The sequence below is a fragment of the Streptomyces sp. WMMC940 genome (assembly GCF_027460265.1).
Taxonomy (GTDB): Bacteria; Actinomycetota; Actinomycetes; order Streptomycetales; family Streptomycetaceae; genus Streptomyces.
Map to the genome: position 1 here is coordinate 4,454,381 of NZ_JAPZBC010000001.1, position 23,033 is coordinate 4,477,413.

General features: G+C 69.8%; 19 protein-coding genes and 2 pseudogenes. 16 read left to right on the forward strand and 5 right to left on the reverse strand.

Features of this window, described 5'->3' with window-relative positions; translation table 11 throughout:
• Nucleotides 1-174 precede the first annotated feature (174 nt).
• The 5 genes from O7595_RS19620 (at nt 175) to O7595_RS19640 (ending at nt 5,864) form a co-directional block, all read left to right on the forward strand.
• On the forward strand, nt 175-870 hold the full coding sequence (locus O7595_RS19620; RefSeq protein WP_332328199.1) for a S8 family serine peptidase: 696 nt from the start codon (nt 175-177) through the stop codon (nt 868-870).
• Nucleotides 871-1,371: 501 nt separating this feature from the next.
• Nucleotides 1,372-1,533: a hypothetical protein gene (locus O7595_RS19625; protein WP_269729960.1), complete on the forward strand. Its 162-nt coding sequence runs from the start codon at nt 1,372-1,374 to the stop codon at nt 1,531-1,533.
• Between the two features lie 67 nt (nt 1,534-1,600).
• The gene (locus O7595_RS19630; protein ID WP_269729961.1) at nt 1,601-3,184 is read left to right on the forward strand and encodes a hypothetical protein; all 1,584 of its coding nucleotides are present in this window, start codon (nt 1,601-1,603) and stop codon (nt 3,182-3,184) included.
• Nucleotides 3,185-3,861: 677 nt separating this feature from the next.
• A complete protein-coding gene (locus tag O7595_RS19635; protein ID WP_269729962.1) occupies nt 3,862-4,875 on the forward strand; it encodes a hypothetical protein in 1,014 nt (337 codons plus the stop codon).
• 695 nt (nt 4,876-5,570) lie between these two features.
• Entirely contained in the window at nt 5,571-5,864 is a 294-nt protein-coding gene (locus O7595_RS19640) for a hypothetical protein (protein ID WP_269729963.1), read from the forward strand.
• 25 nt (nt 5,865-5,889) lie between these two features.
• On the opposite strand, the gene O7595_RS33915 is transcribed toward O7595_RS19640, so the two are convergent.
• Complete coding sequence (locus O7595_RS33915) at nt 5,890-6,186, reverse strand: recombinase family protein (protein ID WP_443071666.1); 297 nt, start codon at nt 6,184-6,186, stop codon at nt 5,890-5,892.
• 21 nt (nt 6,187-6,207) lie between these two features.
• Between O7595_RS33915 and O7595_RS19650 the strand changes: the two genes are divergently transcribed.
• The 7 genes and pseudogenes from O7595_RS19650 to O7595_RS19680 all read left to right on the forward strand — a co-directional run.
• Nucleotides 6,208-8,037 (forward strand): ABC-F family ATP-binding cassette domain-containing protein, encoded by a 1,830-nt coding sequence (locus tag O7595_RS19650; protein WP_269729965.1) that lies wholly within the window; start codon nt 6,208-6,210, stop codon nt 8,035-8,037.
• A gap of 231 nt (nt 8,038-8,268) precedes the next feature.
• On the forward strand, nt 8,269-10,122 hold the full coding sequence (locus O7595_RS19655) for an outer membrane protein assembly factor BamB family protein (protein ID WP_269729966.1): 1,854 nt from the start codon (nt 8,269-8,271) through the stop codon (nt 10,120-10,122).
• 79 nt (nt 10,123-10,201) lie between these two features.
• Complete coding sequence (locus O7595_RS19660) at nt 10,202-12,055, forward strand: outer membrane protein assembly factor BamB family protein (RefSeq protein WP_443071667.1); 1,854 nt, start codon at nt 10,202-10,204, stop codon at nt 12,053-12,055.
• A 207-nt stretch (nt 12,056-12,262) separates the two neighbouring features.
• On the forward strand, nt 12,263-12,967 hold the full coding sequence (locus O7595_RS19665; protein WP_269729967.1) for a helix-turn-helix transcriptional regulator: 705 nt from the start codon (nt 12,263-12,265) through the stop codon (nt 12,965-12,967).
• Between the two features lie 170 nt (nt 12,968-13,137).
• Nucleotides 13,138-13,488, forward strand: a pseudogene (locus O7595_RS19670) (galactose-1-phosphate uridylyltransferase); the annotation flags it as partial.
• Entirely contained in the window at nt 13,485-14,450 is a 966-nt protein-coding gene (gene galE, locus O7595_RS19675; protein WP_269729968.1) for a UDP-glucose 4-epimerase GalE, read from the forward strand. The pseudogene O7595_RS19670 and the gene galE, both read left to right, overlap by 4 nt.
• A 13-nt stretch (nt 14,451-14,463) precedes the next feature.
• Nucleotides 14,464-14,658 (forward strand): annotated as a pseudogene (locus tag O7595_RS19680) (galactokinase family protein); the annotation flags it as partial.
• Nucleotides 14,659-14,864: 206 nt separating this feature from the next.
• Here the strand turns inward: O7595_RS19680 and O7595_RS19685 are convergent.
• Nucleotides 14,865-15,311: a GNAT family N-acetyltransferase gene (locus O7595_RS19685; protein ID WP_269729969.1), complete on the reverse strand. Its 447-nt coding sequence runs from the start codon at nt 15,309-15,311 to the stop codon at nt 14,865-14,867.
• A gap of 249 nt (nt 15,312-15,560) precedes the next feature.
• On the opposite strand from O7595_RS19685, the gene O7595_RS19690 reads away from it, so the two are divergent.
• Nucleotides 15,561-16,340 (forward strand): LuxR C-terminal-related transcriptional regulator, encoded by a 780-nt coding sequence (locus O7595_RS19690; protein ID WP_269732546.1) that lies wholly within the window; start codon nt 15,561-15,563, stop codon nt 16,338-16,340.
• Here the strand turns inward: O7595_RS19690 and tamR are convergent.
• Nucleotides 16,299-16,796 (reverse strand): MarR family transcriptional regulator TamR, encoded by a 498-nt coding sequence (gene tamR / locus O7595_RS19695; protein ID WP_269729970.1) that lies wholly within the window; start codon nt 16,794-16,796, stop codon nt 16,299-16,301. The two genes, O7595_RS19690 and tamR, sit on opposite strands and share 42 nt — an antisense overlap.
• A 132-nt stretch (nt 16,797-16,928) precedes the next feature.
• Between tamR and O7595_RS19700 the strand changes: the two genes are divergently transcribed.
• On the forward strand, nt 16,929-17,750 hold the full coding sequence (locus tag O7595_RS19700) for a trans-aconitate 2-methyltransferase (protein ID WP_269729971.1): 822 nt from the start codon (nt 16,929-16,931) through the stop codon (nt 17,748-17,750).
• A 25-nt stretch (nt 17,751-17,775) separates the two neighbouring features.
• Nucleotides 17,776-18,138: a VOC family protein gene (locus O7595_RS19705; RefSeq protein WP_269729972.1), complete on the forward strand. Its 363-nt coding sequence runs from the start codon at nt 17,776-17,778 to the stop codon at nt 18,136-18,138.
• A 192-nt stretch (nt 18,139-18,330) separates the two neighbouring features.
• Here the strand turns inward: O7595_RS19705 and O7595_RS19710 are convergent, their stop codons facing one another.
• Both O7595_RS19710 and O7595_RS19715 read right to left on the reverse strand, forming a co-directional pair.
• Nucleotides 18,331-19,011 carry a TetR/AcrR family transcriptional regulator gene (locus tag O7595_RS19710; protein WP_269729973.1) on the reverse strand — a complete coding sequence of 227 codons (681 nt, stop codon included), beginning with the start codon at nt 19,009-19,011 and terminating at the stop codon, nt 18,331-18,333.
• Entirely contained in the window at nt 19,008-19,988 is a 981-nt protein-coding gene (locus tag O7595_RS19715) for an acyl-CoA desaturase (RefSeq protein ID WP_269729974.1), read from the reverse strand. Before O7595_RS19715 ends, O7595_RS19710 begins: the two co-directional genes overlap by 4 nt.
• Before the next feature lie 216 nt (nt 19,989-20,204).
• Between O7595_RS19715 and ppc the strand changes: the two genes are divergently transcribed.
• The gene (ppc, locus tag O7595_RS19720; protein WP_269729975.1) at nt 20,205-22,934 is read left to right on the forward strand and encodes a phosphoenolpyruvate carboxylase; all 2,730 of its coding nucleotides are present in this window, start codon (nt 20,205-20,207) and stop codon (nt 22,932-22,934) included.
• The last annotated feature ends 99 nt before the right edge of the window (nt 22,935-23,033 follow it).

Below are 23,033 nucleotides of genomic sequence, written 5' to 3' on the forward strand. Positions count from 1 at the left end.
TCTGAGCATTCTGTGCATCGTGCACGGCTGCCCGGGATCACGGTAGCCCGTGCGAATAGGTGCATATGCATCGAGGGCACTGGATCGGGCACTGCCTGTGGGGAACAGGGCCTTGTGGTGTCGGTGGTGATGGATAGGCTGATCATCCAATGCCGTCTTTACGGGAGGGAACGGGTGGCTGACGGGGGCGGGGCCGAGGGTTCCTCGGGCCTGGGTGGTTGGCCGGCGAGGATCAAGCTGTCGTCGTTCACTCGTTTCCGGGATCGCGCCGATGAGCTGATCCGCGATCTGAAGGCGTCCCCGGCCGGTCCTGGGCAGGTGTCCCAGGAGCAGGTATCGCGTGAGCAGTTCTGCGGGGGCGCGAGTGCCTGGGGCGAGGCGGCGGTGAAGTACGCCCTCGACCACGGTGCGCTGATCTTCGCAGCGGTCGGCAACTCCGGAGACGCCGACAACACCGTGTACCATCCGGCTGCCACGCCGGGCGTGGTCGGAGTCGGCGCGGTCGGCAAGGACCTGAGCAAGACCGAGGAGTCCCAGTACGGCCGACAGGTGGACCTCGCCGCACCGGGCGAGGAGACGGTGCAGGCCTGCACCGGCAAGTCCGGGATCTGCACCGGTCACGGGACCAGCCCTGCCACCGCGCTCGCGTCCGCGAGCGCGGCCCTGATTTGGACCAAGCACCCTGACTGGACCAACAATCAGGTGTTGCGCGTCCTGCTCAACACCGCAGGCGCACCGACCAGCGGGGAGAAGCGTAACGACCACATCGGCTACGGCATCGTCCGCCCCCGCATCGCCCTGACGAATCCCGGCGACCCCGGCCCCGCCGACGAGTACCCTCTCCCGGACCTTGCCGCAGCCACCAAATAGCCGAGTCCCGCACCCTCGCAGCCGAACCGGGACGACAAGCAGCAGAACGTCGCGAACACCTCACCAGTCGACACCGAGGACGCTGGCACCTCCTGGCCCGTGCTGGCGGGCAGCGGCGCCGCAGTACTCCTCGCGGGCGCGGTCACCGCTGTGACGGTGCGCCGGAGACGCGCCTCATGACCCCGGGCACGCCAGCAATCATCGATCGCGAAGCACGCGAAGGCAGGGAAGGGAGTACGGCAGTGGGATGGGATGAGTGGGACCAGATGAAGACACAGGCCGGCGAGCGCATACAGCTGAACCAGGTGGATCCCGGCAACGGACGTATCGGCGGACCTGACCTGGCGTCGACTCCAGCACAGAAGAGCCGCCGCGAACGCGATCGAGCAGCACCTTGAGCCGGACACCAAGAAGGCCGGCAACGTCGCCGAGGAGAAGACGAACACGGCGGTCAAGGAATTCAACGGCAAGGACGGCAAGGGCTGGGACACCTCCGGCGCCTTGAAGAAGGCCCACAGCACCTGGGAGAAGCAGGTCAAAGCGCTGATGGACCGACTTGGCGCGGACAAGAGCGCGCTGCGCAGCACCCACATCCTGTTCCAGAACAACGACGTCGGCATCGCCAACCAGGTCCGCCTGTCATCCGACCTCGACAACTACTGATCCACCGCGCCCACGCCACACCTGCGCCACCTCCACGGGGGAGAACATGCCGACGTACCACGAAGCGATGACCACCGATCTGTCCACGCTCACATCCGCGGCGGACAAGTGGGACGACATGGCAGCCGAGTTCAAGAAACTCGAAGACGCCTACAAGCGCGACGTACACAAAATATCCCTCGGCGAGACCTGGCGCGGCTTCGCCGCCACCGCCGCGAACGGCCGCTTCGACGCCACCCTGCGCGAATACCAAGCAGCCCAGAAGGAAGCCAAAGCACTCGCCGCCGTACTCCGCGAGGCCCACACCCAGTTCACCGACCTGCGCGGCCGCCTCAAGTCGGTGCGCGCCGACGCCATCGCCGACGGCATGCTCGTGTCCGAGCAGGGTAACGTCGCCTACGACTACGACAAGCTCAGCGACGGTGCACTCAAGGCCTCCCGGAACGACCCCGACTTCGAACCCACCGTCCGCGCCAAGGAAAGCGAGTGGCACCAGGCGATCGCCGGCGCGGTCAAGGCAATCAACGACGCCGACGAGGGCGTCAAGATCGCCCTGGAAGCCGTCGTCATCGACAGCAACCCGATGGACGGCATCGGCTTCAACGGCCAAGCCGATGCGAAGAAGGACATCGAGGAGTACGAGGCGGACAACGCCGCGGACATCGCCACCCGCATCAACAGCGGTGAGAACGTCTCAGCCGCCGACCGCGCCGAACTGCAGCGCGCCTTCCGCGACAACACCGGCAACAAGGACTTCACCCAAACCTTCCTCAACAGCCTCGGCGCCGACGACACGTTGAAGTTCACCAACAAGCTCAACGACTTGGCCTACTTCGACGACAAGGGCCGCAAGCAGGAGTACCTCGGCCTGCAGAAGGGTCTTGCCGCGACTCTCGCCACCGCGACCAAGGACACCGACTCCAAGTTCTACAAGGACTTCCGGGCCGAGTTGAAGAAGGCCGGCGTCGAGCAATACGACCTGAAGGCCGTCACCGAGAAGTTCGAGGGACGCAAGGGCGGCGATCAGGAGATACGCGGCTACCAGGCCCTGGTGACCCTGATGCAAAACGGCGAGGGCTACTCCCCTCAGTTCTTGAGCGACATCACCGACGACATGCTCGACGCGGAGGAAAAGGACCCCAATCTCTGGGACCTGCGTGGAAGCTTCGGCAACAAGGAGACCGCGTGGTTCGCTCACGACCCGGTCGATGGCGCACTCGGCATCATGAGCAAGGATCCTGCCGCCGCTACCGCCTTCCTCGATCCCGGTGAGGGAGGTAAGGATGCGGAGCACCGTGGAAACGATCGCCTGGAGAGGCTGCTCGACCGGGAGACCGACTTCGTGGACCGCTATGACTGGGGTGTAGCCGCCGAACACAAGCTTGGCGACTCGATGGATGGTGATCTCCCGACCAGCAAGCAAGGGCTGGCGGCAGCCATCGAAGCGGCGAGCACCGGGCGGGAACCGGGCGCCGAGGGTGCTGAGTTCGGGCGCCACTCGGCCGCAGAGGCCCCGTGTCATGCAGGACACCATCACGCTCCTCGATCGGGACGGCAAGGGAGACACGGTCCCAGAGAACCTGAAGGTTCCCCTCGGCCGCGCTCTGGCCGACTACACGGTCGACACCCACTCGATTCTGAGCGGCATTGAAGAGACCAGCCCAGGTGGCGAGCTAAATGCCAGGGACAACGGTGACGAGTCGAACCTCACGAACAACAAGGACAGCCTGCTCCGCGTCATGCGCGGCGTTTCTGACGCCGAGTACGCCAAGACACCCGACGGTGATCCCGTCCTCGTATATGACTTGCTGTACGAAAACGAGAAGCTCTACTCGGCGGAGTACCTGGGCACTGCCAGGGAGGCAGAGGCTGGTCAGCAGAACAACGTTGTTGGCGACTGGGACAACAAGGCCCGGCATGTAGCTGAAGTGAACGGCGCGATGACCGCGATCGGGGCTGATTTGATCTTGGATGATCGCGACGCCAAAATCGGCCAGCTCAACGATGACATGCGTTACGCGTACCACGGTATCGGCGGTGCTTTCACGCAAATTCCGATCGTCGGTGACCCGATCCAGCGCATGGTCGACGCGGTTACCTACGAGCACTCCAAAGATGTATCGGCCGCAGCCGAGGACGCGGCCCGCTACGAATCGAGCTCGAACTCTTCGGCCGGCATAACGGGAACGAATCAGCTTCTGAACGGCTGGGGCGAAGAACATGGAATCAAGGGAACGGAAGCCCACAGGCATGCGCTGGGCGAGGCCGATCAGAGCTTTATTACAGGGCGCGAGGACGCCTTCACCGCTCTGCGAACAAGGAAATGAGATGACGAACAGTAAGGGTCGGTTCACTCGCGGACGAAAGGCCATCATCGCTGCTTTGGCGCTCTGCCTCGTGGCCGCTGGTGTCCATGTGTCGCTGAACACCAATCTCTTCGGGCGGGACCGTGTGTGCGGTGGGCTGGTGCCTGCCGGCAAGGCTGCCGATGCCTTCGGGGAGTCCGGACGCATCAGCGACGGGGTCGAACTGAACGGCGAGGCAAACGATCCGTTGACGTTCGACTGCATCGTGGACAGCACGTCCTTCGCCCTCGGGTTCGAGGTGAAGGAGTTGAGAGTCAGCGGGGAGCGCGCGAGGGGAGCGCTGCCTGATGCAACCCTGGATCAAGTGGACGGGGCCGCCAGGATGTCGTACTTCACCGGTGACACCACGGGTGGGGTCTACGGGCGGGGCGGCTGGATCCTTTTGCCCGCCTCCTGCACGAACGACGCGGGCCCGGCCACCGCGCGCGTGTCCCTTGGGGAGGACACCGACCCGCTCGCCACCGCCCGCCTCCTGACCGAGGTAGCCAACAACGCGGCCAAGAAGGCCAAGTGCGCGGGCGAGAAGCCGCTCGCCGCACCGCAGGCAGTCACCGCCGCTGCGCAGCCGAGCACGGTCAAGGACGGCGAGGTGTGCGGCCTGGGCGGCCTGACGTTCCCCGGGAGGAAGTTCCAGGCGGGCAGCACGGAGCGGGTGCAGGATCGCGCGAAGGGCATCTGGGCCTGCGAAGTCGAGGATCGCGCCACCTATGTAGCGACCCAGGACCCGCATCTGCTTGCCGGCATCCAGGCCTCGCCGGAGTACGAGAAGCAGCAGCCGGTCGAGGGACTGAACGTGTCCGGCTTCGATGATCAACGCATCGTCGCCGATTGCTCGGGCACACCGACCTACTTCTCCTTGAAGACCGGGCAGGCTTTCCAGGACGACACGGACTATCCCGAGACGCCCAAGTGGAGCGAGCTCATGGAGAACTTCGTAAAGGTCGCAGGCAAGCAGTACGGCTGCAGCGGGCGTTGAGCACGCGCCTGTAGCGGGTACGACATCACCTTCGTCGGCCGGCTCGCCGCCGGACGCCGCTGAACAAGACCGACCGAGTTCCACCGTTCGCTACCCAGACCCAGGCGCATGAACAGCGTTCGCCGCTCGCCCCGGGACACCCGGGCGGTCACCCAGGCCTGCCGGATATCGGCGAGGTGCGCGAACAAGAGTCCCGCGGCCTTCGGGGCGCCCGTGCCCTTCGGCATGTCCGCGTCCGGGGCGGTGGGGTTGCGGATGCCGTACGCGGCTTCCTGGTCCCACACCGTCGGCAGGAGGTGCTCGACTAGTCGCCGGTCGTAGGCCGTCACAGGCCGTTCCTCTCTTCCTTGTGCCGGGCGGCCTCGTAGGAGATGTGCGTGGTGCGGTGTTTCGCCTCGGTCAGCCAGCGGTCGCGTAGGCGCTGGGACAACCAGCGGTGCATCAGACCGGGCCCTGCGTCGGCGAGAATCTGACGTACGTACGTGGCCCGCTCGGCGACGATGATGACGGCCTCCTGGTAGGCGTCGTCGTACTCCAGGGTGAGCCCCTAGTCGCGGGCGAAGGCGCGGGCTACCGGCCTGGGCGACGCTCTCGACCTGTGGCTCGGCGAGGACGGACCAGTCGGCTGCCGTGGCGGGCTCGGATCGGGTCGAGGCCGTGTACGAGGTGGTGACCCCCGCGTCCCGCCACTCGCGGTGGATCGCGGCCAGCCGCTTGCCCTTCACGAGATCCTCGTGCGCCTTCTTGATCATGTCTGCCTGCTCGGGGTCCACGTGCTCGGCGTCACGCCAGCCGAAGGCGGTCCGGCCTTTGAATGCAATGCCTTCCCCGCTCTCGCGTCCGCGAGTTTCTGCCGTGCGACGCGGCGGGCGGCGTCGGCGCTGGCCTTGTTCGCGACGTTCGCCATGAGCCGCGCGAAGAAGCGGCCGTCGGAGCTCGTGAGATCGAAATCGTTCGTCGCCATGGCGAAGATCAAGCGGGCGGCGTGACTGCTCGTAGATGTCGATCAACCGCTCAAGATCGCGAGGCTGCCGGGCGATGCGGTCGATGTTGTGCCCGACGATGCCGTGGATCACCCGCTCTCCAGATTTTCAGGAGCTGCTGGAACTCGGGGCGCTTGACGTTCCGCTTGTATGCGGAGAGATCGTTGTCCTCGTACACCCGGTGAATCCGCAGACCGCGACTGGCCGCGATCTCGGCGGCGTCCTCGCGCTGGTGCTCCACCCCCTCGCGGCCGTCCCGGCCGTCCCCGATCTCGCCGATCTCGCCGACCTCGCTGAGGCGCGTATGAGCGCCGACCGGTGGCTTCATCGTCCCCTCTAGACTGCTTGTATGGCTCGTGGCTCAGGTAACCCGGTACGTATCTCACTCGTCAATGTCGAGGCAGTCAGCAAGGTGTACGGCACCCGTGCCCTGCTCGACGGAGTGTCGCTCGGCGTCTCCGAGGGGGACCGCATCGGGGTCGTCGGGCGCAACGGGGACGGCAAGACCACGCTGATCCGCATGCTCGCCGGGCTGGAGGAGCCCGACACCGGCCGGGTCACCCACAGCGGCGGACTGCACATCGGGGTGCTCACCCAGCACGACTCGCTCGACCCGTCCGCCACCATCCGCCACGAGGTCATCGGCGACCTCGCCGACCACGAGTGGGCCGGCAACGCCAAGATCCGCGATGTGCTCACCGGTCTCTTCGGCGGACTCGACCTGCCCGGCTTCCCGCAGGGCCTGGACACGGTCATCGCCCCGCTGTCCGGCGGTGAGCGGCGCCGGATCGCGCTCGCCAAGCTGCTGATCGCCGAGCAGGACCTGATCGTCCTCGACGAGCCCACGAACCACCTGGACGTCGAGGGCATCGCCTGGCTCGCCCAGCACCTCCGGGCACGCCGCTCGGCCCTCGTCTGCGTCACCCACGACCGCTGGTTCCTCGACCAGGTCTGCACCCGCATGTGGGACGTCCAGCGCGGGACGGTGTACGAGTACGAGGGCGGCTACTCCGACTACGTCTTCGCCCGCGCCGAGCGCGAGCGCATCGCCGCGACCGAGGAGACCAAGCGGCAGAACCTCGTCCGCAAGGAGCTCGCCTGGCTGCGCCGCGGCGCACCGGCCCGTACGTCGAAGCCCCGCTTCCGCGTCGAGGCCGCCAACGAGCTGATCAAGGACGTGCCGCCGCCGCGCGACACCTCCGAGCTGATGAAGTTCGCCACCACCCGGCTCGGAAAGACCGTCTTCGACCTCGAGGACGTCACCGTGCAGGCCGGCCCGAAGGTCCTCCTCAAGCACCTGACCTGGCAGCTCGGCCCCGGCGACCGGATCGGCCTGGTCGGCGTGAACGGCGCGGGCAAGACCTCCCTGCTGCGCGCCATGGCCGATGCCGCGATCAGCGACGGCGAACGGCAGCCCGCCGCCGGGCGGATCGTCACCGGCAAGACCGTGCGGCTCGCCTACCTCTCGCAGGACGTCACCGAACTCGACCCCGAACTCCGGGTGCTGGAGGCCGTCCAGCAGATCCGCGACCGCGTGGACCTCGGCAAGGGCCGGGAGATGACCGCGGGCCAGCTGTGCGAGCAGTTCGGTTTCTCGAAGGAGAAGCAGTGGACCCCGGTCGGCGACCTGTCCGGCGGTGAGCGGCGCCGACTCCAGCTGCTGCGGCTGCTGATGGACGAGCCGAACGTCCTCTTCCTCGACGAGCCCACCAACGACCTCGACATCGAGACGCTGACCCAACTGGAGGACCTCCTCGACGGCTGGCCGGGCTCGATGGTCGTGATCTCCCACGACCGCTTCTTCGTCGAGCGCACGACCGACCGCGTGCTCGCGCTCCTCGGTGACGCGACACTGCGGATGCTCCCGCGCGGCATCGACGAGTACCTGGAGCGCAGGGCGAGGGTCGTGCAGGCCGCGGCTCCGGCGCCCGCCGCGTCCGCGAAGCCCGCCGGAGCGGAGAAGTCCGCGGCGGACCAGCGCGCCGCGAAGAAGGAACTGCAGAAGATCGAGCGGCAGCTCGACAGGATCTCCGAAAAGGAATCCGCGCTGCACTCGCAAATCGCCGAAAACGCCACCGATTTCGAGAAGGTGGCGGAACTCGACGCACGCCTCCGCGAACTGTCCGGCGAGCGCGAAGAGTTGGAAATGCGCTGGCTCGAACTCGCCGAGGACGCGTAGCGGCGGCGCGCGCCGGTCGCGTAACAACGGCATCACGGGCCGGTTCTCCCTTGGGTACAGGGGCGGACCGGCCCGCTTCTTGACATGCCCCGGGTGATAGAAAGAAGCCCCGCTCGACTGACGTGACGTTGCGGAATCCATGTCCGATTCGCTCCATTTCCAAAGGCACATGCCCGAGGGAATCGCGGGGGAGGCCGGTCGGGCAGCGGGCCGCACGAAGGGGGAGAGCTGATGACTCAGCCACCCAGCCAGCAACCGCCGCAGGGAGGCTCCGGGTCTCCGCAGGACCCTCAGCAGGGCACTCCCCAGCAGCCCGCGCAGCCGCCGCAGCTGCCGACTCCGCCGCAGGTTCCGCCGGGGCCGCCGCAGACCCCGCCGGCACAGCCCGCCGGCCCGCCGCAGGACGCGCAGCCCGGGTACGGCTATCCGCAGTCGGCTCCGCAGCCCGGGTACGGCTATCCGCAGCAGGCTCCCGGTCAGCCGGGCCCGTACGGTCAGCCGGGACCCTATGGCCAGCAGCCGGGGCCCTACGGTCAGCAGCAGGGTCCGTACGGTCAGCAGCCCGGTCCCTACGGCGCCTACCCCACTCAGCCGCAGTACCCGGGTGCGCCCGTCCCGCCCCCTCCGGGCGGCGGCAGAGGCAACTTCTTCAAGGGCAAGCCCGCCGCGATCATCGGCGCGGCCCTGGCGGCGCTCCTGGTCATCGGCGGCGGCACCTGGTTCGCGCTCAGCGGCAGCGAGGACGACCCCAGGCCCGACGCCAAGCAGAGCAGCGGCCCGCAGCCGACCGGCGACGAGTCGGTGGACCAGGGCGACGGCAACGGCACCGGGCGCAAGGAGGTGGACGACCTCAACGCCGGCCGCAAGGACGGCGAGTCCAAGGTGCTCTGGCTGGCGAAGAACGACGTCGACCTGCCGCGCAACGGCGCCGAGGTGTACGGCCCGTGGTTCGCCGGCGACATCGTCGTCAAGGGCATGTACAAGGAGGTCGCGGGCTACTCGGCCGACGACGGCAGCAAGAAGTGGAGCCTGCCGCTGCCCGCCGAGCTGTGCGCGGCCCCGGTCCGCGGCACCGACGACGGCAAGCTCGTCATCGCCTACAAGGACGGCACGAGCGACAAGGCCAACTGCACCCAGCTGCAGCTCGTCGACCTCAAGACCGGCAAGGCCGGCTGGAAGAAGACGATCACCAAGAAGGGCGCCTTCGACCTGCTGTCCAGTCTCACCCTGGCGATCAGCGGCAACACCGTGACCGCCGCCCGCACGGGCAATGGCGAGGCGTTCCGGATCAGCGACGGCGCACCGCTCTTCGGCAAGCTGCCGGGCAACTGCCAGCCGCAGGCGTTCGCGGGCGGCCCGAAGCTGATCGCCGCGGAGACCTGCCGCACCGGCGACTACGACAAGACCCAGGAGCAGCTCCAGGAGCTGGACCCGACCACCGGCAAGGCCCGGTGGACGTACAAGCTCCCGGTCAACTGGCAGGTCGACAAGGTCTATTCGGTCGATCCCCTCGTCGTCTCGATGTCGCAGCCCGACCAGAAGAAGTGGAGCGTCGTCGCGCTCAACGCCAACGGGACGCTGCGTTCGCAGATCGACGGCGGCACGGACCGCTACCAGCCGCGCTGCGGCGGCGGCTTCGTCGTCTTCGGCGAGATCCTCGAGGGCTGCGTCGGCGTGGCGGCCGACGCCGACACCTTCTACATGGCGACGGAGCCCAAGAAGGGCGGCACGGCCCGCACCAACGCCGTCGTGGCGTTCGACCTCGACACCGGCAAGCGCAAGTGGCGTGCGGACGCTCCCGCCGAGCAGACGATGATCCCTCTCCGCATGGAGGGTTCGAACGTCCTGGTGTACCTGGAGCCGAAGTACGACTCGGGCGGTGCCGTCGCGACGCTCGCGCCGACCGGCGGCAAGCCCACCGTGCTGCTGCAGAACCCCGCGTCGACGTCCTCGATCGAGCGAACCTTCTGGAGCCCCAAGCTCGCGTACCACAACGGCCGGTTCGTCATCGCGAGCGGCCGGGTCAGTGCGAGCAACGACAAGGAGGAGAAGGAGACCAAGACGATGATGGCCTTCGGGAAGTGACCGCGTCCGGCCGGACGCCCCGACCCGGACCACCGGAACGAATCGTTTCCTTCCCACATCCCCCCAGAGGTACGCAGGAATGACGCAACCACCCCAGCCCGCGAAGCAGCCGGGCGAGCAGCCGAACCAGCCCGCGAAGCAGCTGGGCGAGCAGCCGGACCAGTCGCCGCAACAGCCGTCCGGACAGCCCCCGCAGCAGGCCAACCCGCCCCAGCAGCAGCCTGCGCAGCCTCCGCCCGGCGGCTTCGGCGCGCCGCAGGACCCTGCCCCCGGCCTCGCTGGTGGGAACCCCACGCCCGGCGGCTTCGGCGCGCCCACCACGCCGCCGCAGCCCGGTTACGGCTATCCGCAGACGCCGCCCGGTCAGCCCCCCGGTTACGGCTACCCGCAGGCACCGGGCCTCCCGGCGCAGCCGATGGGCCGACAGCCCTACGGCTACGGCTCCCCCGGGCAGTCCACCCAGCCGCCGTACGGCCCGCAGCCGGGTGGCCCCGGCGGCAAGAAGCCGAACACCCAGATGCAGATCATCATCGCCGCGGTCGTCGCCGTGGTGCTGATCATCGGCGCGGGCGTCTGGTACGCCGCGGCCAAGGGCGACGACGAGCGCGGCAACGCCAAGGGCTCCAGCCGGGGCGCGGACGGCGGCAAGGACAAGGCCCTCGGCGGCGGCAAGGAGAAGGCGCCGTCCAACCCGGCGGCCAAGGTGGCCTTCCAGCTGCCCCAGCCGAAGGTCACCGACGTCACCGACGTGAGCGGCTCGTGGGTCACGGACTCGCTGTACGTCAAGACCGGCATCAACTCCGTCGTCGGACACGACCTCACCACGGGCACGGTGAAGTGGACCCTTCCGCTTCCCGGCCAGGTGTGCGCCGCCTCGCGCCACGCCACGGCCGACCACAAGACGGCCATCGCCTTCGAGCCCGCCAAGCGCAAGCCGCCCCGGAACTACGAGAAGTGCACTGAGGTCGGCGCGATCGACCTCACCACCGGCAAGCTGCTGTGGAGCAAGTCGGCCACGGGGTCCGGTGACGACAAGGCCCGCTTCAACGAGGTCACCCTCAGCGGCGGTACCGTCGCCGCGGGCGGCACCGACGGCGGAGCGGCGTTCGACCTCGCCACCGGCGCCGTCCGGTGGAAGCCCCAGGTGAACGCCGAGAACTGCTACGACATGGGCTACGGCGGAGGTCCCGCCCTCGTGGCGGCCCGCAAGTGCGGCGACTACGGCAGCCAGTACGTCGTCATCCAGTCCCTGAACGCGCAGACCGGCGCGCCGGTCTCCTCGTACAAGATGCCCACGGGCGTGGAGTACGCGAGCATCGTGTCCACCAAGCCCCTGGTGGTCGCCGCCGACGTCGGCGACACCGCCGGGGACGGCAGCGGCATCTCGGACTTCTTCGTCGTCGACGAGAAGACCGGCAAGCTGAAGGTCAAGATCTCCGCCGACGCCGACCGGTTCGCCGCACGCTGCGGCTCCACCGAGGTCGAGACCTGCCGGCACATCGTCGTCGGCAACAACCGCCTGTACCTGCCCACCGAGGAGCACGAGGGCAGCGGGGAGTACGGCGACACCAACGAGATCGTGTCCTTCGACCTGACCACGGGCAAGCCGACCGCCGACAAGGCGGACGCCGGGGACCGGTACACGATCTCGCCGCTGCGGATGGACGGCGGCAACCTCATCGCCTACAAGCGGCCCCCGTACGACAAGGGCGGGCAGATCGTCAGCATCGACGGCGGCACCTTCAAGCAGACGGTGCTGCTGGAGATCCCGTCCGACGAGTCCGTCCGAGAGGCGGAGTCCAGTTTCAGCGAGGACTACTCGGAGATCCTCTACGCCGACGGACGGCTGTTCATCTCCGAGACCATGCTCAGCAAGCGGAGCGGATCGGCCTCGCGACAGGAGTACCTGGTGCTCTCCCTGAGCACGAACTGAACCACCGGTGCACGAGCGACTGAGGTCCCCCGACCGCACGGTCGGGGGACCTCAGTCGTTCGTCAACTTGCCCCGAACGACACGCATTTCACCGATCCGAGGGATTTCTGATGCGTAGGGCAGCGCGACGTCGAACAAGCGTGTAGCTTGCCGGGTCAGTAGTACTGGGGGCGGGGGGCCGGCTCCAGGGGTATGGGGGGTTGCTCGATGGGTGTGCGGCTCATGGTGGTCGACGACCACCGATTGCTGGCCGAGGCGCTGGCCTCCGCGCTGAAACTGCGCGGACACCGGGTGCTCGCCGCGGCGGCGCCGACGGCGGGGGCGGCCGAACTCGTGGTGAGCAGGGCGCCCGAGGTGTGCCTGCTCGGGACGGCGGCACCGGCGGAGCCGGGCGCCTTCGACCCCATCGTGCGGATCAAGCGTGAGCGTCCGCAGGTCGCCGTGGTGGTGCTCGGGCCCGTGCCGTCGCCGCGGGGGATAGCGGCGGCCTTCGCGGCCGGCGCGTCGGGCTATGTGCGCCACGACGAGCGGATCGAGGGCGTCGAGCGGGCCATGGCCAAGGCGCGGGCGGGCGAGGCGGCCGTGGCGCCGCAACTGCTGCAGGGCGCGTTCACGGACCTGCTCAACCCTGCGGCCCAGCCGGACGACGAGGGCCAGCGACTGCTGCGCATGCTGACCCCGCGCGAGGTGGAGGTGCTGGTGCGCGTCGCCGAGGGCGAGGACACCCGGCTCATCGCCGCGGGCATGGGCATAGCCCCCAGTACGGCACGCACGCACGTCCAGCGGGTGCTGATGAAACTGGGCGTCGGCTCCCGGCTGGAGGCCGCGGCCCTCGCGGCCCGCACGGGCCTCCTCGACCACGCGGCGAGCCGCCCGCCGCTTCCGGCCGACCCGGACCTCGACGTGGACTGAGGGCGCACGGCGCTGCGCGGCATGCTGACGGCTGAGGTGTTCCGCGCCCCACCATCCGTACTCACCCCGTCGTTGGCGAGCCTGTCGGCTCGTGCTCTGTCGGGTGCGGTCATGCTGAGTGCGGAATGGGATCCTGGAGGCGCTCCGCACGAAGAGGACGGCACCCGCCGGTGCACCTGTACCCGCGCCGCCGGGTGCCGGACCTGCGCGCGCTCGACGACGCGGCGCGCACAGAGTTCCCACAGGTCCATCTGCAACTCTTGAGGCGCTTCGACCGGATCTTCGGTGCCGATCGGCCACCGACGCCGTACACCGCCGCCTGGCACCAGGCCCCGTTCCACGACGGCGCACGCGCGACGGGCGGCGAGGACTTCGCGCCGCACCTCGAGCTTTTCACCGTCCGCCGAACTTCCGGAAAGCCGACGTTCCTCGCGGGTTACGAGTCCGGCACGAGCGTGTTCATCAACGATGTGCCGCCGGAGTCAGCAGCCCGGCGACTGCGAGAGGTGGCGAGCGAGTGAGCAAGTACCTGGTGACGGGCGGAGCCGGCTATGTCGGCAGCGTGGTGACCGCGCACCTGCTGGAGGCGGGGCACGAGGTGACGGTCCTCGACGATCTGTCCACGGGATTCCGCGAGGCCGTCCCCGGGGGTGCCGTCTTCGTCGAGGGCCGGGTCCAGGACGCGGCCCGTCACATCGGCCCGTCGTACGACGGCGTCCTGCACTTCGCCGCGTACTCGCAGGTCGGCGAATCGGTCGCGCAACCCGGCAGGTACTGGGAGAACAACGTCGGCGGGACGATGGCGCTGCTCGCCGCGATGCGCTCCGCGGGGGTCCGCAGGCTGGTCTTCTCCTCCACGGCGGCCACCTACGGCGAGCCGGTCTCCACGCCGATCACCGAGTCCGACCCGACGACGCCGACCAGCCCGTACGGCGCCACGAAACTCGCCGTCGACCACATGATCGGCGGCGAGTGCGCCGCGCACGGACTGGCGGCGGCGTCCCTGCGGTACTTCAACGTCGCCGGTGCCTACGGCGACTCCGGGGAGCGCCACGACCCCGAGTCGCACCTCATCCCGCTCGTCCTCCAGGTCGCGCTCGGCACCCGCGAGACGATCTCCGTCTTCGGCGACGACTACCCGACGCCGGACGGCACCTGTGTGCGGGACTACATCCATGTCGCCGACCTCGCCGAGGCCCATCTGCTCGCCATGGACGCGATCACCCCCGGGGAGCATCTGGTCTGCAACCTCGGCAACGGCAACGGCTTCTCCGTACGTGAGGTCGTCGAGACCGTCCGCAAGGTCACCGGCCACCCGGTCCCGGAGACCGTCGCCGCCCGCCGCGCCGGCGACCCGGCCGTCCTGGTCGCCTCCTCCGCCGCGGCGCAGGAGCGGCTCGGCTGGTCCCCGTCGCGGCCGGACCTCGCGGGGATCGTCGCCGACGCCTGGGACTTCGCCCGCTCCCGGCAGGCGGGCGGGTGAGGGTCCCCGAGCGTTCCGGGAGCGGTACGGGTACGGGTCCGAGGGCGTCCGCGCCGCGCCGGGCAGGGTCGGTCCGGTCGGCGAGTGCACCGACTTCAACGACGGCTTCGTCATGCCGTTCGCCCTCCCGCACACCGCGGTCGCTGCGAAACGCCGGCTCGACCGACACCTCACGGGTGCGCGTCGGATCGGCCGGGCTGACCCCGACCGAGCGGGTCCCGTGCCCGCCTCGCGCCGGGTCCGTGCCCGGCCGAACGCCCGGCGGTCCCGTGCCCGCCTCGCGATGGTTCCGCAGCCGAGCTCCGCCGGTCCCGTGCCCGCCTCGCGCCGGGTCCGTGCCCGGCCGAACGCCCGGCGGGTGCCTGCCCCGGCGAGCCCCGACGCTTCCCGGTGTGCGCCGGCGCGCCCGTCGACTCAGCCGAGGTGCTTGGCCAGGAGGTACTCCGTCACGCCCGGCGGGTAGTCGGGCACCCGGCCGACGATCTCGTAGCCGTGCTTCCGGTAGAAGCCGGGCGCTTGGAAGTCCCACGTCTCCAGCCGGGACCAGGAGCAGCCGCGGCCCACGCGGGCCTCGCGCTCGGCCGCGGAGAGGAGCTGGGAGCCCAGGCCCGCGCCGCGGTGCCGGGCGTCGACCCAGAGGAGGTCGACATGGAGCCAGCGCGCCCAGGTGCGGCCCGTCAGACCCGCGGCCAGTTCGCCGGTCGCCTCCTCCACCACCCAGACCTGCAGGGGGACTTCGTCCTTGTGCCGGCTCACCGCCAGGGCCCGCATCGCCGGTGAGCGCTGGGCGTTGGCGGCTTCGAGCCTCTCACCGAGCAGGCCGAGGCGTTCTTTGTCGACTTCTGTCTCAAAACGAAACATGCGGCACACCCTAAACACGGCGTCCAGCCAGTTCTGCAAATGCCCTTCCCCTCAGGGCCGTCGGCCGTACTCTGAAGCAGGTGCACCGGTGGGGGCCGGTGCTGATCAGGGGGCGAGACGGTCGGGTACGACGCCCGGGGCGGGGTATCGGTCAATCGCGGCGGCGGCCGCGGCGGCCCACCCACTCCTGTCGGGCGCCGTACCCGTCGACGCATGGCCTCCGCCGGAAAACGCAGCCTGGGGGTGTCTGTGGTTCGTATCCGGGTCCTCGTCGTGGACGACCACCGAATCTTCGCCGAGTCCCTCGCGGCGGCACTCGCCGCCGAGCCGGACGTCGAGGTCGCCGCGGCGGGCAGCGGCCCGGCCGCGCTGCGCTGCCTCGAGCGCGCGGCGACCGAGGGGCGCAGATTCGACGTGATGCTGGTCGATGCCGATCTGGGGATCGCGACGACACCGGGCGGCCCCGTGGTGGCGCGGGCCGTCCCCGACAACGGCGACGGCTTCGTCGACGGGATCTCCCTGGTCGCCGCGGTCCGCACCGCGCGCCCCGCCGTCCGTACGGTCGTGCTCGCCGAGAAGGACGACCCGCGCCGGGCCGCGCTCGCGCTCCAGGCCGGTGCCTCCGGCTGGGTCGCCAAGGACTGCTCCCTGCAACGGCTGCTCACGGTGATCCGGGGCGTGCTGCGCGACGAGACGCACCTGCCGCCCGCGCTGCTCACCGGCGTGCTGCGAGAGCTCACCGCCGCGCGCAAGCACCGCTCCGAGAGCGAGCGGCTCGTGGAGTCGCTCACCCCGCGCGAGCGGGAGGTGCTGCGGTGCATGGTGGCCGGACTGGGCCGCAAGGCGGTCGCGGAGCGGCTGTTCCTCTCCCCGCACACCGTGCGCACCCATATGCAGAACGTCCTGGGCAAGCTCGGAGTCCACTCGACCCTCGCCGCGGTGGCGCTGGCCCGCCGGGCCGGGGTCGGCCCCGCGGAACTCGCCCCCTCAGCCGGGGACGTTGTCGAACGGGGCGGTCAACTGGCGTAGCAGACCGGCGAGTTCTCCGCGCTGCGCACGGGACAGCTCGCCCAGGATCGCGCGTTCCTGGGCAAGCAGTCCGGCGAGCGCCTGATCGGCGCGGTCCCGCCCCTCGGCGGTGAGCCGCACCAGCACGCCGCGACGGTCGCTGGGATCGGGAAGCCGCTCGACCAGGCCCTTCTTGGCGAGCCGGTCGATGCGGTTGGTCATCGTGCCCGAGGTGACCAGGGTCTGGGTGAGCAGCTGGCCGGGGGAGAGCTGGTAGGGCGCCCCCGCGCGCCGCAGCGACGTCAGGACGTCGAACTCCCAGGGCTCCAGATTGTGCTCGGCAAAGGCGATCCTGCGTGCGCGGTCGAGATGGCGTGCGAGTCTGGAGACGCGGCTGAGCACCTCGAGCGGCTCCACGTCGAGGTCGGGGCGCTCGCGGCGCCAGGCAGCGACCAGTCGGTCGACCTCGTCCTCCATGACGATCAGTGTAGAGGGTCTGTCGACATGAAGTCTCTTGACGTCAAGATATATTTGGATGGACTATTGGGCATGGTCGGGCCGGAACCCCTGCTCCGGTTCCGGCGAACGTTCCTGCAAGGGGGATCGAACATGCATTCCGTTCCAACCTGGGATCCACAGCAGTATCTCCGTCACTCAGGCCATCGAACCCGCCCGTTCCTCGATCTGCTCGGCCGGATACCCGAATTGCCCCACGGAAACCGCCCGCCCCGTATCGCCGACCTCGGCTGCGGCCCCGGCAATGTCACCGTGCTCCTCGCCGACCGCTGGCCGGACGCGCGGATCACCGGATTCGACCTGTCGCCCGAGATGCTCGCCCGCGCCGAGAAGGAGTACGCGGGCACCACCAGCGGCGGCGGCTGGATCGACTTCCGCCCCGCCGACGCCGCCCACTGGACCCCCGACGAGCCCTACGACCTCATCGTCTCCAACGCCGCGCTCCAGTGGGTGCCCAACCACCCCGAGTCCTTCGCCACCTGGATCGACGGCCTCACACCCGGTGGCACACTCGCCTTCCAGGTGCCCGGCAACTTCACCTCGCCCAGCCATGCGCTGCTCGGAGAGCTCTGCGACACCCCGCAGTGGCGCGACCGCCTCGCCGACCAGGGCCGCCGCTTCGTCCACGTGCTGGACCCGGCCGACTACCTCCTCCGGCTCGCCGACCTCGGCTGCGCCGCCGACACCTGGGAGACGACCTACCTCCAGCTGCTCACCGGCGAGGACCCCGTCCTGGACTGGGTGAAGGGCACCGCGCTGCGCCCGGTCCTCACCACGCTCGACGGCGACGAGGAGGCCACCGACGAGTTCCTCTCCCAGTACCGCGATCTGCTCCGCAAGGCCTATCCGCCCGGGCCGCACGGAACGGTCTTCCCGTTCCGCCGCATCTTCGCCGTGGCCCGCAAACCGCGGTAGGCCCGTCGGGAAAGGACGCGAACCTGTGCTGACCGCTCTCGACCACGTCCAGCTCGCCGTGCCCGCGGGCTCCGAGGAAGCGCTGCGGGCGTACTACGTCGGCGCCCTGGGAATGACCGAGATCGCCAAGCCGCCGTCGCTCGCCGTCCGCGGCGGCTGCTGGTTCCGGACCGGCGACGTCCAGCTGCACCTCGGCGTCGACCCCGCATTCCGGCCCGCACGCAAGGCCCACCCGGGGCTGCGGGTGACCGGTATCGAGACGTTCGCCGAGCGCCTGCTCGCCCACGGCGCCGAGGTCGTCCGGGACGAGGGTCTCCCCGGGCACCGCCGCTTCTTCTCGAGGGACCCGGTGGGCAACCGGCTGGAGTTCCTGGAGCCGGTGGAGTGATCGGCCCGGCCGCACGGCCGGCGGACCCGCCCGCGGCGAGCGGGGAACCGGACGCCGGCCGCGCGGGGCGCGTGCTCGGGGGTCGGCGCGGCGCGCGCGGGGGTCGGCGCGGCGCGTGGGCGTCACGCCGAGCGCCTCCGCCCGCGCATGCCCCCGACGCGCCGCGACCGGCCCGCCGGGCGCCGCTGCCGCTCAGCTCTTGCGGTGCCCTATCAGCCGCGGCTTCTGCTCCAGCCCGTCCAGCCCGTGCCAGGCCAGGTTCACCAGGTGGGCCGCGACCTCCGCCTTCTTCGGCTTGCGTACGTCCAGCCACCACTGGCCCGTCAGCGCCACCATCCCCACCAGCGCCTGCGCGTACAGCGGCGCCAGCTTCGGGTCGAAGCCGCGGGCCTTGAACTCCAGGCCCAGGATGTCCTCGACCTGCGTGGCGATGTCGCTGATCAGCGACGCGAACGTACCCGTGGACTGGGCGACCGGCGAATCACGGACCAGGATGCGGAAACCGTCCGTGTAGGTCTCGATGTAGTCCAGTAGCGCGAACGCCGCCTGCTCCAGCAGCTCCCTCGGATGCCCCGCGGTCAGCGCCCCGGTCACCATGTCCAGCAGCTGGCGCATCTCGCGGTCGACCACGACCGCGTACAGGCCCTCCTTGCCGCCGAAGTGCTCGTACACCACCGGCTTGGACACCCCGGCCTTCGCCGCGATCTCCTCCACCGACGTGCCCTCGAAGCCCTTCGCGGCGAAAAGCGTGCGACCGATGTCGAGCAGCTGCTGGCGGCGCTCCGCCCCGGTCATCCGGACCCTGCGCCCACGCCGGGGCTTCTCACTGCTGCTGCTGGTGCTGCTGCCGTCGATCGCCACGCCCTCAATCATGCCGCCTCCGCGGCTTCCTTCCGGCGCCGGGCGGCAATCCGGTCCGCACTCGGCCAGCGCACGTCGTACGCCCAGCCCGCCTTCTCGAACCAGCGGATCAGCCGGGCGCTGGAGTCGATCTGCCCGCGCTCGACGCCGTGCCGGGCGCTCGTCGGGTCGGCGTGGTGCAGGTTGTGCCAGGACTCACCGCACGACAGCACCGCCAGCCACCACACATTGCCCGAACGGTCACGCGACTTGAACGGGCGCTTGCCGACCGCGTGGCAGATCGAGTTGATCGACCACGTCACGTGGTGCAGCAGTGCGACCCGGACCAGCGAACCCCAGAAGAACGCCGTGAACGCGCCCCACCACGACATCGTCACCAGACCGCCGACCAGCGGGGGGATCGCCAGGGACACGATCGTCCAGATCACGAACTGGCGCGAGATCGCCCGGAGCGCCGGGTCCTTGATCAGATCGGGCGCGTACTTGTGCTGCGGCGTCTGCTCCTCGTCGAACATCCAGCCGATGTGTGCCCACCACAGGCCCTTCATCAGTGCCGGGACCGTCTCGCCGAAACGCCAGGGGGAGTGCGGGTCGCCCTCGGCGTCGGAGAACCTGTGGTGCTTGCGGTGGTCGGCCACCCAGCGCACCAGCGGACCCTCCACGGCCAGCGATCCCATGATCGCCAGCGCGATCCGCAGCGGCCGCTTGGCCTTGAAGGAGCCATGGGTGAAGTAGCGGTGGAAGCCGATCGTGATGCCGTGGCAGCCGATGAAGTACATCGCCACCAGCAGGCCGAGGTCGAGCCAGCTCACACCCCAGCCCCACGCCAGCGGGATCGCCGCCAGGAGCGCGAGGAAGGGCACCGTGATGAACATCAGCAGGGCGATCTGCTCGATCGAACGCTTGCTGTCGCCGCCCAGCGTGGCGGAGGGAAGATCGGGCGCGGACGACTTCCGGGCGTCGTCGATCACATCGGGACTCGTGGTCATGGGGTGTCCCCTGGGGGGTGAGGGTGCGGCTGAACCGTCCGGCTACGGAACCGTAACCTACGGGGTCGTAAGTATGGCAGCGCGAAGCCTCGCGGCAAGAGGGTGGTGGACAACGTCGAGTGAACGGACACCTATCCTGGAGTCGTCGGACAGCGTGGTCCGCAAAGCCTCCGGAAAACCTCCAGACGTGCTCAAACACTGCAAGGAGCCGCACCTGTGAGCAGTGCCGACCAGACCACATCCGCCAGCGCGGAGCTGCGTTCCGACATCCGCCGACTGGGCGATCTGCTGGGCGAGACCCTCGTACGGCAGGAAGGCCCCGAACTTCTCGACCTCGTGGAACGCGTACGCGCCCTGACCCGGTCCGACGGCGACGCCGCCGCGGAGCTGCTCGGGGACACCGACCTGGAGACCGCCGCCAAGCTGGTGCGTGCGTTCTCCACCTACTTCCATCTTGCCAACGTCACCGAGCAGGTGCACCGCGGCCGCGAGATGCGCGAGCGCCGCGCCGCCGAGGGCGGGCTGCTCTCCCGGACCGCCGACATGCTCAAGGACGCGGACCCCGAACACCTGCGCGATACCGTGCGCAACCTCAACGTGCGGCCGGTCTTCACCGCGCACCCCACCGAGGCGGCCCGCCGGTCCGTGCTGAACAAGCTCCGGCGCATCGCCGAGCTGCTGGAAACCCCGGTCAACCCCGCCGACCGCCGCCGGCACGACCTGCGGCTCGCCGAGAGCATCGACCTGATCTGGCAGACCGACGAGCTCCGCGTCGTGCGCCCCGAGCCGGCCGACGAGGCCCGCAACGCCATCTACTACCTCGACGAGCTCCACGCGGGCGCCGTGGGGGACGTCCTGGAGGACCTCGCCGCCGAACTGGAGCGAGCCGGTGTCGAGCTCCCGCCCGGTACCCGGCCCCTCACCTTCGGTACCTGGATCGGCGGCGACCGCGACGGCAACCCCAACGTCACCCCCGATGTCACCCGCGAGGTCCTGATCCTCCAGCACGAGCACGGAATCACCGACGCCCTCGAAGCCGTCGACTCGCTGCGCGCGCTGCTGTCCAACTCGATCCGCTACGCCGGCGCCACCGAGGAACTGCTCGACTCCCTCCAGTCCGACCTGGAGCGACTGCCGGAGATCAGCCCCCGCTACAAGCGGCTCAACGCCGAGGAGCCCTACCGGCTCAAGGCCACCTGCGTCCGCCAGAAGCTCGTCAACACCCGGGAACGGCTCGCCAAGGGCACCCCCCACGAGAAGGGCCGCGACTACCTCGGCACCGCCGAGCTGCTCCAGGACCTCACCCTCATCCAGACGTCGCTGCGCGAGCACCGCGGCGGGCTGTTCGCCGACGGCCGCCTCGACCGCACCATCCGCACCCTCGCCGCCTTCGGGCTCCAGCTCGCCACCATGGACGTGCGGGAGCACGCCGACGCGCACCACCACGCCCTCGGCCAGCTCTTCGACCGGCTCGGCGAGGAGACCTGGCGCTACGCCGACATGCCGCGCGAGTACCGGCAGAAGCTGCTCGCCAAGGAGCTCCGCTCCCGGCGGCCGCTCGCCCCGACCCCGGCACCGCTGGACGCCGCCGGCGCCAAGACCCTCGGTGTCTTCCACACGGTCAAGGAAGCCTTCGAACGCTTCGGGCCCGAGGTCATCGAGTCCTACATCATCTCGATGTGCCAGGGCGCGGACGACGTCTTCGCGGCTGCCGTGCTGGCCCGCGAGGCCGGGCTGGTCGACCTGCACGCCGGCTGGGCCAGAATCGGCATCGTGCCGCTGCTGGAGACCACCGACGAACTCCGGGCGGCCGACGTCATCCTCGACGAGATGCTCGCCGACCCCTCCTACCGCCGGCTCGTCGCCCTCCGCGGTGACGTCCAGGAGGTCATGCTCGGCTACTCCGACTCCTCCAAGTTCGGCGGCATCACCACCTCCCAGTGGGAGATCCACCGCGCCCAGCGCAGGCTGCGCGACGTCGCCCACCGCTACGGGGTCAGGCTCAGGCTGTTCCACGGCCGGGGCGGCACCGTCGGCCGCGGTGGCGGCCCCACCCACGAGGCCATCCTGGCCCAGCCCTGGGGCACGCTCGAGGGCGAGATCAAGGTGACGGAACAGGGCGAGGTCATCTCGGACAAGTACCTCATCCCCTCCCTGGCCAGGGAGAACCTGGAGCTCACGGTCGCCGCGACCCTCCAGGCGTCCGCCCTGCACACCGCGCCCCGGCAGAGCGACGAGGCGCTCGCCCGCTGGGACACCGCGATGGACACCGTCTCCGACGCCGCCCACGCCGCCTACCGCAGGCTGGTCGAGGACCCGGACCTGCCGGCGTACTTCTTCGCCTCCACCCCCGTCGACCAGCTCGCCGAGCTGCACCTGGGCTCCCGGCCCTCCCGCCGCCCCGACAGCGGCGCCGGCCTGGACGGTCTGCGGGCCATCCCGTGGGTGTTCGGCTGGACCCAGTCGCGGCAGATCGTGCCCGGCTGGTTCGGCGTCGGCTCCGGACTGCGGGCCCTGCGCGAGGCCGGCCAGGACTCCGTCCTGCAGGAGATGTACGAGAAGTGGCATTTCTTCCGGAACTTCATCTCCAACGTCGAGATGACCCTCGCCAAGACCGATCTGCGGATCGCCCGCCACTACGTGGACACCCTCGTGCCGGACGAGCTCAAGCACGTGTTCGCCGGCATCGAGACCGAACACGAGCTGACGGTGCGTGAGGTGCTGCGCGTCACCGGCGGCGAGGAGCTGCTCGACTCCAACCCGGGACTCCAGCAGACCTTCGGGATCCGGGACGCCTATCTCGACCCGATCTCCTACCTCCAGGTCTCGCTGCTCGCCCGGCAGCGCGCCGCCGCCGAACGCGGCGAGCCGGCGGACCCGCTGCTGTCGCGGGCGCTGCTGCTGACGGTCAACGGCGTCGCGGCCGGACTGCGCAACACGGGCTGACGCCCCGCTCCTCCGCCCCGACGGCAGGGGGCCCGGGAACCCTCCCGGGCCCCCTGCCCTTTTCCGGGATCCCGCCGGGCCGGTCCGGGTCGGGTGGGT